This is a genomic window from Lysinibacillus sp. OF-1 (genome assembly GCF_028356935.1).
Taxonomy (GTDB): Bacteria; Bacillota; Bacilli; order Bacillales_A; family Planococcaceae; genus Lysinibacillus; species Lysinibacillus fusiformis_D.
In genome coordinates this window covers 2963105-2975106 of sequence record NZ_CP102798.1, presented here as the reverse complement: position 1 = coordinate 2975106, position 12002 = coordinate 2963105, and the positions used below count along the sequence as shown (strand labels likewise).

Sequence of the window (12002 nt, the reverse complement as noted above, 5' to 3'; positions counted from 1 at the left end):
AATAATTTGATGTGCTAGATGCAAATTTTGTCGCTTTCTATCGATGGAAGCGGGTAGAAATTATGGAGAAAAGGAATTAAGATGAATGGAACAAAATCTGAAAACGGAGCATAAACCGCAATCCTCCGAAAAATCACGAGGGAAGTCATCACGCTCTGCTATTTTAGCGCAAACGGTCAAAACTGGCATTATCAAATCCAATTTAATACCGATGTGGGCTGGTTTAACGCTAGGCATGTACAAAAATAAAATGACGTTAATGGACAATATACCAGAAATTATTTTTTCAACAATCGGTTCTGCCCTTGTAATTGGAGCAGCAGGGGCATTTAATAATGTCTATGATCGTGATATTGATGCGATTATGCCTCGTACACAAAGCCGACCAACTGTAACAGGGGAAATGTCAGCAAAAACGACGCTATCTTTAGCCGTTGCGATGTTGATCATCGGGGTAGCTGTGTTGGCACTGGCTTCACCATTAGCAGCTGCGTTTGGTCTATTAGGTGTGTTTTTATATGTAGTCCCTTATACAATGTGGACAAAACGTCGTACGATTTATAATACGGAAATTGGTAGTATTAGTGGGGCAGTGCCGCCATTAATTGGTTGGTCTGCGGTATCAACAGATATTACACATCCTGCGATACTTGGTTTATTTTTTGTCATGGTGATTTGGCAAATGCCTCATTTTTATGCCATTGCGATCCGCAAACGTGTAGACTATGAAGCAGCCAGTGTACCTATGCTGCCCGTTGTCAAAGGAATGCGCCGTACGTATTATCAAACCAATTTTTATTTAGTTTTATTGATTCTATCAAGCTTTTTATTTGGCTCGTTAAGTGTTGGAATTATGCTTGTGGCATTGATTTTAAGTGTTGCTTGGTTAGTGATGAGTATTTACGGCTATCATAGTAATACGGATCAAGTGAAATGGGCTACTAAAATGTTTGTCTTTTCACTTTTCCATATGACAATACTATTTTCAACTGTCATTGTATACTCATTAGTAGGGGTTATCTTTAAGTTATATTGATTCAATCAATGATGACTAGACGTCATGGCGTCCAGATTTATAGAGCTCGCTTGAAAAAACAATCTTCAAAATAAAAACCAACAAGTTATTCGTTACTTGTTGGTTTTTTATTAGCCACTGAAATAATTTGGCGACTTGGCCACTCTAATGCATGTAGCTGTCCGCCAAAAACTGCGCCACCATCAATGCCTATGATGTTATTTTCTCCGAAATAGACACGATAGTCCGTTGGATTTTGGTGAAGATTATACGTAGGGGTATGTCCAAAGATCACCGTTTTATCCCCATTATAACCTGCATGAAATTCCTCACGAATCCACAGTAAACGCATGGGGTCAGTGTCTGCGATAGCGACACCAGGAACAACGCCCCCGTGGACAAAAATAGCATCCTCTAACTCAATATATATTTCAAATGTTTCAATTAGTTGTAAATGTTCTTCAAGCTTCGGTAATGTTTGAATAAAGCTAGGCAATGTATTGTTTTCAATAGCTTCCTCAAAATCTTCCAACTGGTAGCCATAGCTTGCCAGTGTGGCCTCTCCACCACATAGTCCGACCCAATGGTTCCATGGCTTAGCAAGGCCAGAACGACAGGCATTGAGCATGATTGCCTCGTGGTTACCTAGCAAAACACGTGCACCCTTTGCTTGTAATTCATTAACCAAATTTAATACACCACTAGAAGCGGGACCTCTGTCTACGTAATCACCAAGTAAAAAAAGTTGGTCATTCGGTGGATCGTAGTTTGCTTTTAAAAGTAATTCTTCTAACAGCCCTAATTCTCCATGTATATCACTAATTGCTAGTATTCGATTCATTTCCGAGCATCCTTTCTAATAGTAAAGCATTACTATTCAGTATAGAGAATTCTTCTACAAATTTCGACTTTTCCAGCTTTTACTGGCTTTTTACATAGAATGGTCGAAGAAATAATTCACTTCCTACTATTTTTCTTTATCATATGAAAGGAGATTTTATTTCCTTATTCATTTGTCAGGGGTGGGGGTTTTGCGAGAGGGGAGGGGCTGAAGGTTAACAGCAGAAGCAGGTTAGAATACTTATACTGTTAACCTATTAGATTAAATCATTAATTCGTCCCAAGCTTGTTTAACGATTTGTTCATCAAATGTTGAAATAAGGCGAAAGTTATTATTGTCTAAAATGCGGAAATGCTGACTGATAACGTTTTGCTGTAGTTTATAACCATCGTGCTCATGAATATTTTTCCACCATATGTATCCACCCATTGTTTTTTCCTTTGGCTGCAATGTTCCATTATTCGCGATTAAATCTACTACCTCCAATGGATCACCGCCAAGCTCATGCTGTAAAATCGAGCTGTCACGACACAAAGTGCAAATGGCAACAGTAGTTGTCCAACCAGCTAGGATACGGCCTTTTTCAATTTGTACAAGTGTTTTCTTAGATAGTCCTAATAAATCACTCATTTGATCCTGTGTAAAAGCTTTTTCTGTACGGATTAATTTCAGTTTTTCTGAAATGAGTGTGATTAATTGTTCACGATTCATCCTAACACCCCTTTTTTCAGATTGTTATGTTCCATTATACATGAAAGTAAAGATACGTGTTTTTCTTTCAATAGTGGAATTAAAAATGAAACAGACTGCCCATAATGGAACAGTCTGTTGGATGATTAAATCTCATATTTTTTCGTATCAGAGATTACACGGAAATGGATGCCTTTAATCTGTGCACTTACTTTATGGCGGAGCGTATCAATATCCACCAGTTCTTCTTTATTTTTGACACATAAGGCAATCTCATGTAATAGGTTTGTAAAGGCCTCCTTAAATAAGGCACGCATATTATCGAAATCTAAACTGCGGAAACTACCATCAATATCGAAGGCTTCCACAGAATTTAATTGCTTAGAAGCTCCTGCAAAACGATCGTCATAGACTGTGTAATTTTCGTCTGTTACAACGATAATATATAAAATTTCTCCTGTAACCGTTTTTAATTCAATATTTGTTTTGTGTTTTTTTACGTCGGTAATAATGTGAATACCATCTGAATGATATAGCTTAAACAATGTCATGTGTATTGCCCCCTGAAACTAGAATCTTATTACGTTATCCATTATATAGTGGAATGGCTAATAATGGAATAATAAATACCAGTTTCATTCCCTTATGTTGATTGTACTTCTGTGATAACTGGTGCACTTTTTCGTAGAGGTCGAACCTCAATATAATGAATTTGATGCCCTTGTTGCTCATAGATGCTAAAGAGATAGGTGTCTAATTCAATATTTCTTGAAGCTTTAATGCCATTATTCACTGTTAAGAACCAACCACCTAATGTTTCTACTTCCTCTGCATCCAGCGTAATGTTTAATAGATTTTCAACATCTTCCACAAGCATTTTGGCATTTAAAATATAGTGATGATCTGTGATTTTTCGAATATCAGCAATTTCATCACCGTCAAATTCATCCCGAATTTCACCAACAATTTCCTCTAAAATGTCTTCAACCGTTACTAGTCCAGATGTACCACCATATTCGTCCATTAAAATGGCCATATGGATTCGTTCTTTTTGCATGCGTACAAGTAATTCCTGAATAGGAATTGTTTCAATAACACGAATGACAGGATTAATGAAATCCTCTAAAACTAATGTGTCGTCTGTAAGTTGTTCAAGTAACCCATGCGTAAATAGCTCCTTGGCATTGATAAAGCCTAGAATATTATCGCGGTCACCATCGTATACAGGGTAGCGCGTATATTTTTCCTCGGCAATGGTATGAATGATATGGGTAAACGATTCATTTTGTTCAATACCGACTATTTCTGTTCGGGGAACCATGATTTCACGAGCAATACGTTCATCAAATTCAAAGACATTGTTCACATATTTAAGCTCAGATTTATTGATTTCACCACTTTTAAAGCTTTCAGACATTAATAATCGCAATTCTTCCTCTGTATGAGAAAGCTCATGTTCACTAGCGGGCTTCATGCCGAATAGTCCAATTAAAACACGTGCGGAACCGTTCAAAAACCAAATAAATGGGTACATGATTTTGTAGAAAAACATAATTGGCTTTGCGAAAAGAAGTGTAATAGCTTCAGCCTTTTGAATAGCTGCCGTTTTTGGAGCTAGTTCGCCAACTACTACATGTAAAAACGTTGCGATAGCGAAGGCTGTACCAATTGTAAAGATCGTCATATATTTATCAGAAATGCCGACCATTTCAAAAAGTGGGTGAAGCATAAATTCAAAGGTTTTTTCACCAACCATCCCGATACCAAGTGCGGTTACTGTAATACCTAATTGGCAGGCAGATAAGTATTCATCTAAATGATGGACAACATGCTTAGCAGCAATTGCTTTTTTATTGCCCTCTGCAACCAGCTGATCGAGTCTTGAGGAGCGCACCTTGACAATGGCAAATTCTGTTGCTACGAAAAAGCCTGTTAAAGCTAATAAAATGGTAAAAATCGATAGGTTTATAATGGTCTCCAAATAGTCGTTCTGTAAAAACAGAACGTCACCTCCTAATTATGAATAAGTAATAGTAAGGATTGCATTAATGCAATACTTTCGGGTGAAACGTTTTTCTTAATGGTTTCAATTTTTTTATCATCTTGTTTGTTCATTTGCTCTAGCAATGAAGCTACATCATGCTCTAAATCTTGCATTTTTAAACGAAGCATTTGTACATCGATTTCTTCATAGGGTGTGATGTTCAATTCATGTTGGATTGCTACGAGTGAGAGCCCCTGTTGTTTGCGTTGTTCAATAAATTGAAGTCGTTCAATCATGATTGGATCATAGAAGCGATAATTTGTTGCAGAACGTTCTGCATCCAACAAACCAATATTGGTATAATAATCGATTGTTCGTTTAGTAATGCCTGTTTTTTCTGCAAGTTCGCCAATTTTTAATTTCTCTGTCCCAATGCAAACACCTCCAAACCATCACGTGATACTTTGATTATAACGTGATGGTCTAAATATATTCAAATGATAGGCGTCAATATTTCAAAATTGTAAGATTTTTTTAATAAAAAAATAACGTTTCTGCCATTGTTAACTGGTAGAAACGTTACTAAGATTAGGGAAGTAAATAGGTATCGTATAGGTGATGGAGTGCTTCTTCACCATTTTCTTGTAAGAGAATTTCCTCATTATATGTAAGTATGACGTTTGTGTGCTTACTATCGATTTTATCATCAATGAATTTACACGTTACCGTGACAAAGCCCGCTTCCGCTAGCTTTTCTTTCATATCTCCATCCCAGGGCTGGTCAGAAAATAGTGGGGGCTGCCAAGTGCCTCTCACATGTAGCTCATTTTTTTCAAGGTCATAATCCCAGCGGATGTCACGTAAAATAGTTTTAAATAGGTCATTAACTGTAAAAGATGTATCTTGATAGTTAATGTCTATAGCGCGCATGGCATGGACATCTCGACTAACTGCACTAGCTGCGGAATTGGCCGCTGAATTGATGCCTGAAGCAGCATCTCTAATTTCTGCTAATCGATCACCACAGCCTGTTAGTAAAGCACAGATGCATGTTATACAAGCTACCTTCGTCATCCATTTCACAAGTAGTCCCTCCAGTCTAGTAAGTTGTTATTACTATCTTAACGAAAAGAAAAATACGAAGAAAGGGCATGAAGGCGGCAGTTTGTGACGGTTTTGCAACGATGCGATCTCCACTTGATTGTTCGGCATTTGGAAAGTATATAAGTCTGAAGATTTAGTAAAATGATGAGAGAAAGGGAGCGGTTTGGATGAAAATTAATGATGAAATGCTTGATCGATTAGGAACTTATTTTGTCTATCATGCTGTTTATGATAATTATGGTATTACCTTTGAAAACTTTGTGGATCGTTGGCTACGAGGAATTCTTGAGGTATAGCAATCATCAATGCCGCCTTGATAATGATGTCCGAATTTTTTGAGCATGCTCTGAAAAATTGAAAAAACGGTAACACTCGATTTAGTAGACAAGTTAAACAAAAGAGTCGTGTCCAAGTTTGAACACGACTCTGCTTTATTTGAAATAATCTGTAATAAACTGATTGGCTTCCTGCCAATTATATACTCGTATAACATTATCAGGAACAGTGAGGCGGTTATATGGTGTGTCAAATAACACAACAGGGATTTTTAGTTCCTCCGCCAGCATTACCGCATTATCGTGCTTATCCTCAAAGAAAGCTTCTACATGATGCTTTTTCGCGGCAGCTAGTTTATCGTGGCTACCTAGAAGTTCGATATGATCGTATGGTATAGCTTGCGTTTTAAACCAATTGACAGTGATGTTTGCTACATTTTCACCTCGTGCAGAAATATAATACAGCTCGAAATTATTTTTCCAAGCGGTTAGAATATTTTTTGCATCTTTTGCCACTTCAGAGACTTCATACATATAAGGCTCATTTTCCTTAAACCATGTATTAAATGCACTGCGGTCAACAGGGTGTGGAAAGGCGGATAAAAAATCATATTCACAAACATCATCAAGTGTAATATTTACATTGTATTGCTTATTAATATGTGGAATGAGTGTACTTGGACATGTCACAGTCCCATCGATATCAATACCAAAACGAGGCTTTTTCATGCTAGCACCTCCTTAAGCATTCGCTTTTTGTGCCGCTTCTGCTGCTTGCTTTTCTTCCATTTCTGCTGCTAATTTATCAATTTCTTTTTTCAGTTCTTCCACCATCGTTTCTTCAGGTACTTTACGAACTGTTTTTCCCTTCATGAAAAGTAAGCCTTCACCACGAGCACCAGCAATTCCGATATCCGCTTCTCGTGCTTCACCTGGACCGTTTACGGCACAGCCCAACACAGCTACTTTTAAAGGAACCTTTAATTTTGAAATATATTCTTCCACTTCATTTGCGATCGAAATTAAATCAATTTCAATGCGCCCACATGTAGGACAAGAAATAAGTGTGGCCATATTAGAGGCTAGACCAAATGATTTTAATAATTCTCTTGCTACTTTTATTTCTTCTACAGGGTCAGCTGAAAGGGAGATACGCAATGTGTTCCCAATGCCTTTTGAAAGGATGGCTCCAAGACCAGCTGCTGATTTTACTGTACCAGCAAACAGTGTCCCTGATTCTGTAATCCCTAAATGAAGCGGGTAATTAAAGGCTTTCGCCGCCTTTTCATAAGCTTCAATAGCAAGATTAACATCAGATGCCTTCATTGACACGATAATATCGTGGAAGTCCAAGTCTTCCAAAATTTTAATATGGTGTAGAGCTGATTCAACCATACCATCAGCTGTAGGATAGCCGTATTTTTCTAAAATATGACGCTCTAATGAGCCGGCATTAACACCAATACGAATGGGGATACCTTTCGCTTTGGCAGCATTAACAACAGCTTCCACTTTTTCTTTACGGCCAATATTACCTGGGTTAATACGTACTTTATCAATACCATTTTCAATGGCTTTTAATGCTAATCTATAGTCAAAATGAATATCAGCTACTAATGGAATATGAATACGTTTTTTAATTTCGGCAATCGCATCCGCTGCACGCTCATCTGGTACAGCAACACGAACAACCTGACAGCCCGCTTCCTCAAGACGAAGAATTTCCGCAACTGTTGCTTCTACATCATGTGTTTTGGTTGTACACATGCTTTGAATGAATAATTCATTACTACCACCAATTGTTAAGTTACCGACACGTACGGGACGCGTATTTGAACGGTGACAAATTTCACTCATTAACTTTCTCTCCTTTTCGGGCCACTATTTTCAGCCGTCACTGTCATTTATTTTAGCAGTGTAGGAAAATAAGGACAAGGAAGAAACGCTAACTTTTCATTTTCCACATTTGTTTTCAAGCTCAAACGACAGTGGAAGCTTGATATTTTCACCTGGAATGAGAGCTTGTAATTGTAAGTGTGGGTTTAAGTTGTAAAAAAGTTGTAAGCGCTCTGGAAAGGTCATAGGAACTTTTGCAGGATGTAGGGCAAATAAACTATGGATAGTGTCACCTTCAATCGTTTGTACTGTAATATAATTTGGCTCACGCTGTTTTTCACAAAGACTATTTTCTGTATTTTTGGTAGATAAAGCTGCCAGTGGGATAGATCCTTCGGTTAAATCTACTTTGACGACAAAGGCGATCACAATGATGATGGCTGTTAAGATGAATGCGCGCAAAAAATCCCCTCCTTTTCTACACTATATTGAGAAGAGAGGGGATTCATGCACATTATTTTGTAATTGGTTGTTTTGGATATTTTGTAAAGGCCACAATTAATAGAGTAATGGTTAACAATAAAGAGAATACAGTGATAATGGTACTGTTAATTGGTAAATAGTCTGCTAGCATTGACAGCAAAGTTGCCCAAGTGATGGCAAAGGTAGCTGTTCGCCAGATGTGACGATATTCACCTCGACGCTTCATTGCCTTTAAGATAAATAAACCAGCTAAAGCATAGAGAGCAATTTGTGCAAATATGAGCATGGTTGTCACAACAAAAAGCATGAGGAAGGTGAATGGGTATAAGAGCCATTTAATGCCTTCTATATATTCCGTTAAACCAGTTAAACTATCCATATCAAATGTATCAACAGACATACCTGCTGCAAAGCGACCTAAAGAAAATACGGACACAATGGTAATGAGTAGAAAAGTATATTGAATAACCTTTCCAATAGGTAATAAACGATAGGCTGCTAGTTTTTTAGGATGAATGAGACTATCGATAAAAAGCTGTGAGTGTTTCATACTATATCTCCTCCAATCGATATTTTAACATGTTCAAAGAGGACAGGATATGAAAGAAGTATAAATGAAGAGGAACTAGATGATAAAATGTTAACATTATGTAAAGAAGTTAAAGGATTTCTTTACTTTTTGTTGGTAATCATTTAATGATTACAAATAGAGTAGTAGAGATGTAGGAATTGGAGCGAAAACAATTGACAATAGATTGGCAAAGCATACTCTTTCAATTTTTAGGTGGGTTAGGGGTATTTTTATTTTCCATTAAATTTATGGGTGATGGACTTCAGAAATCAGCGGATGATCGATTACGTGAATGGTTAAATCGCTTTACTACAAACCCGATTATGGGTGTCTTAGTGGGTATATTTGTAACGATTTGTATTCAGTCAAGTTCTGCAACAACAGTCATAACTGTAGGTTTAGTGAGTGCTGGTTTTTTAACATTGCGTCAAGCCATTGGCGTCATCATGGGGGCAAATATCGGTACAACCATTACAGCATTTATTATTGGCATTAATATTGGTATCTATTTTTACCCTTTGTTGGCAATCGGTGCAGGTTGTTTGTTTTTCTTGAAAAAAGCAACGTATCAACATATTGGCCAGATTCTTTTTGGCTTTGGTGGTTTATTTTTAGGGCTAGAGCTAATGAGTGCAAGTATGCAGGCACTACATCAATTGGCAGACTTTGCATCATTAACGCTTCATTTAAGTAATCAACCGATTTTAGGCATATTTTTAGGAACCGTATTCACATTATTGGTGCAAAGTTCTACTGCGACGGTTGGTGTGCTGCAAGGGTTATATGCTGAACATTTAATTGGTTTAAATAGTGCATTACCTATTTTGTTTGGTGAAAATATTGGCACGACCATTACAGCGGTATTAGCTTCCCTTGGTGCTTCTATTTATGCAAAGCGTGCAGCTGCCGCACATGTCCTTTTTAATGTCATCGGCACGATCATTTTCATGCTATTCTTTACACCATTTATACAGTTTGTCCAGTGGGTAAGTGAGTTATTTCATTTAGAGCCTCGCATGCAAATTGCTCTTGCACATGGTTCATTCAACGTATTTAATATGATGATTCAACTTCCATTTATCGCTGGACTTGCAACATTAGTTACGAAGTTGCTGCCAGGAAATGACGGTCATATCAATGTGACAACTAAGCATCTGGACCCATCCTTTATTGATTCCTCTCCAGCCATTGCCCTTGGTCAAGCGAAAGAGGAAGTGTTACGAATGGGTGAACATGCATTGCGAGGGCTGGAAGAAACGTTTTTATATATGAAAACGGGGGAAGCAGAACATATTCCAACGGTTTTGCAATTAGAGGTCGGCCTCAATCATCTCGACAATGAAATTACGGATTATTTAGTCATGGTGTCTAAGCAGCCGCTATCTCGAGCAGACTCAGTAAGACACCATACCTTATTAACAAATGTGCGAGATTTTGAACGGATTGGAGACCATTTTGAAAATATATTAGAGCTTCTACAATACAAAGATCATCATGAAGTGAGTTTAAGTAAATCAGCACGACAAGATTTAATTGGTATGTTTAGTTTAGCCATTGAAGCAGTACGGAAAAGCATTGAAGCTTTAGATACGGCGAGCTTAAGTTTAGCTCAGGAGGTAACAGAGCTAGAAAGCTTAATAGATGATATGGAAGATAAACTCCGTCAAAAACATATCGCTCGCTTGAACACTAATGAATGCAGTGGAGCAGCGGGAATTGTTTATATGGATATTGTAAGCAATCTAGAACGTATAGGAGACCATGCAGTAAACATTGCTGACTCGATTTTAGGCATTCGTCATTAGCGAGATGAAACTTTTCACTTTGTTATTCCGTATGAAAGGCAATGCACGGTAAAAGGAGAGAAACTTTATGGAAGTTATTGGCTGGATCTTAGTGATTGCCTGCTTTATTATTTCGTTTATTGGTTTAGTGTATCCGATTATTCCGGGTGTACTATTTTTAGTTGGCGGATTTTTGCTTTATGGTGTATTTTTCTCATTCGCAGAGCTGAGCTGGTGGTTCTGGGTGATTGAAATCCTATTTGTAGTGCTATTATTTGGTGCTGATACAGTGGCAAATGCGTTCGGCATTAAAAAGTTTGGTGGTTCTAACGCAGGAATGTGGGGAAGTACTATCGGTTTATTAATTGGTCCATTTGTTATTCCCGTTGCAGGGATATTAATTGGTCCATTTTTAGGCGCGGTGATTGCAGAACTTATTGTTGAGAAACGTACCTTTAATGAGGCTGTGAAAAGTGGTGTGGGCTCTCTAATAGGCTTTTTAACATCTACCATTGCAAAGGCTGTCATTCAAATCGTGATGATTATTGTATTTTTTATCGCGATTTAATGCTTCACTTTTAAGGTTTAGTGTTTATGATGAAAGGGTAAGATAGTAAACGTATTGGTATTTCAGTCAAAAGGCTGAAATCTTCAATTTGAAGTATTTTTCATTGAATGGTTTGACCAATTTTGATAATCTAAGGATGTACTATTTATTTCTTATTTTAGGGAGGAACTTAACAATGGCTTACGAATTACCACAATTAACTTACGCTTATGACGCATTAGAACCACATATCGATGCAAAAACAATGGAAATTCACCATTCTAAACACCACAATACTTATGTAACAAACTTAAACGCAGCAGTAGAAGGTACTGAATTTGCAGAAAAGAACATTAACGACTTAATCGCAAACCTTGACGCTCTTCCAGCTGACAAACAAACTGCTGTACGCAACAACGGTGGCGGACATGCTAACCATACATTATTCTGGGAAGTTATTGCTCCAGGCGGTTCAAATACACCAGTTGGCGAAGTAGCAAAAGCAATCGATGCTAAATTCGGTTCTTTCGATGCTTTCAAAGAAGAATTTGCTAAAGCTGCTACAACTCGCTTCGGTTCTGGTTGGGCTTGGTTAATCGTTGATGGTGACTCAGTGGCTGTTACGTCTACTCCTAACCAAGACTCTCCAGTAATGGAAGGTAAAACTCCAATTCTAGGCTTAGATGTTTGGGAACATGCATATTACTTAAACTACCAAAACCGTCGTCCAGATTACATCGGTTCTTTCTGGAATGTAGTAAACTGGGACGTAGTAGAAGCTAAATTCCAAGCTGCAAAATAATGATGAATCTTCGGCTATGCCAAAGGTGAGTAATCACCAAGGCATAGCCTTTTTTATTGGATAGAAAAGT

15 protein-coding genes are annotated in these 12002 nt (G+C 37.7%); 5 read left to right on the top strand and 10 right to left on the bottom strand.

Annotation, left to right across the window (positions count from 1 at the left end; genetic code table 11):
• Positions 1 to 85 precede the first annotated feature (85 nt).
• A complete protein-coding gene (gene cyoE / locus NV349_RS14455; RefSeq protein ID WP_036120361.1) occupies positions 86 to 1036 on the top strand; it encodes a heme o synthase in 951 nt (316 codons plus the stop codon).
• An 85-nt stretch (positions 1037 to 1121) separates the two neighbouring features.
• On the opposite strand, the gene NV349_RS14450 is transcribed toward cyoE, so the two are convergent.
• The 6 genes from NV349_RS14450 to NV349_RS14425 all read right to left on the bottom strand — a co-directional run bounded on the left by NV349_RS14450 (position 1122) and on the right by NV349_RS14425 (position 5604).
• Positions 1122 to 1856: a metallophosphoesterase gene (locus tag NV349_RS14450; protein ID WP_036120358.1), complete on the bottom strand. Its 735-nt coding sequence runs from the start codon at positions 1854 to 1856 to the stop codon at positions 1122 to 1124.
• Positions 1857 to 2117: 261 nt separating this feature from the next.
• The gene (locus NV349_RS14445; protein WP_036120355.1) at positions 2118 to 2567 is read right to left on the bottom strand and encodes a helix-turn-helix transcriptional regulator; all 450 of its coding nucleotides are present in this window, start codon (positions 2565 to 2567) and stop codon (positions 2118 to 2120) included.
• 125 nt (positions 2568 to 2692) lie between these two features.
• On the bottom strand, positions 2693 to 3097 hold the full coding sequence (locus tag NV349_RS14440; protein WP_036120352.1) for a hypothetical protein: 405 nt from the start codon (positions 3095 to 3097) through the stop codon (positions 2693 to 2695).
• Between the two features lie 92 nt (positions 3098 to 3189).
• On the bottom strand, positions 3190 to 4527 hold the full coding sequence (locus NV349_RS14435) for a hemolysin family protein (protein ID WP_036120348.1): 1338 nt from the start codon (positions 4525 to 4527) through the stop codon (positions 3190 to 3192).
• A 32-nt stretch (positions 4528 to 4559) separates the two neighbouring features.
• A complete protein-coding gene (locus tag NV349_RS14430) occupies positions 4560 to 4901 on the bottom strand; it encodes a MerR family transcriptional regulator (protein ID WP_036120344.1) in 342 nt (113 codons plus the stop codon).
• A 217-nt stretch (positions 4902 to 5118) separates the two neighbouring features.
• Positions 5119 to 5604: a hypothetical protein gene (locus tag NV349_RS14425; RefSeq protein ID WP_230593778.1), complete on the bottom strand. Its 486-nt coding sequence runs from the start codon at positions 5602 to 5604 to the stop codon at positions 5119 to 5121.
• Between the two features lie 197 nt (positions 5605 to 5801).
• Between NV349_RS14425 and NV349_RS14420 the strand changes: the two genes are divergently transcribed.
• A complete protein-coding gene (locus NV349_RS14420) occupies positions 5802 to 5930 on the top strand; it encodes a hypothetical protein (protein WP_255358828.1) in 129 nt (42 codons plus the stop codon).
• Positions 5931 to 6065: 135 nt separating this feature from the next.
• Here the strand turns inward: NV349_RS14420 and NV349_RS14415 are convergent, their stop codons facing one another.
• From NV349_RS14415 to NV349_RS14400, 4 genes are all read right to left on the bottom strand, one after another.
• Positions 6066 to 6638: a 5' nucleotidase, NT5C type gene (locus NV349_RS14415; protein ID WP_036120338.1), complete on the bottom strand. Its 573-nt coding sequence runs from the start codon at positions 6636 to 6638 to the stop codon at positions 6066 to 6068.
• A 12-nt stretch (positions 6639 to 6650) separates the two neighbouring features.
• Entirely contained in the window at positions 6651 to 7757 is a 1107-nt protein-coding gene (ispG, locus tag NV349_RS14410) for a flavodoxin-dependent (E)-4-hydroxy-3-methylbut-2-enyl-diphosphate synthase (RefSeq protein WP_170829863.1), read from the bottom strand.
• 105 nt (positions 7758 to 7862) lie between these two features.
• Complete coding sequence (locus NV349_RS14405; protein ID WP_036120330.1) at positions 7863 to 8207, bottom strand: hypothetical protein; 345 nt, start codon at positions 8205 to 8207, stop codon at positions 7863 to 7865.
• Between the two features lie 52 nt (positions 8208 to 8259).
• Entirely contained in the window at positions 8260 to 8778 is a 519-nt protein-coding gene (locus NV349_RS14400; RefSeq protein WP_036120327.1) for a DUF1189 family protein, read from the bottom strand.
• A gap of 194 nt (positions 8779 to 8972) precedes the next feature.
• On the opposite strand from NV349_RS14400, the gene NV349_RS14395 reads away from it, so the two are divergent.
• From NV349_RS14395 to NV349_RS14385, 3 genes are all read left to right on the top strand, one after another.
• A complete protein-coding gene (locus NV349_RS14395) occupies positions 8973 to 10604 on the top strand; it encodes a Na/Pi cotransporter family protein (RefSeq protein WP_036120325.1) in 1632 nt (543 codons plus the stop codon).
• 67 nt (positions 10605 to 10671) lie between these two features.
• Positions 10672 to 11151 (top strand): DUF456 domain-containing protein, encoded by a 480-nt coding sequence (locus tag NV349_RS14390; protein WP_058844800.1) that lies wholly within the window; start codon positions 10672 to 10674, stop codon positions 11149 to 11151.
• A 175-nt stretch (positions 11152 to 11326) separates the two neighbouring features.
• On the top strand, positions 11327 to 11932 hold the full coding sequence (locus NV349_RS14385; protein ID WP_036120319.1) for a superoxide dismutase: 606 nt from the start codon (positions 11327 to 11329) through the stop codon (positions 11930 to 11932).
• Positions 11933 to 12002: the final 70 nt, after the last annotated feature.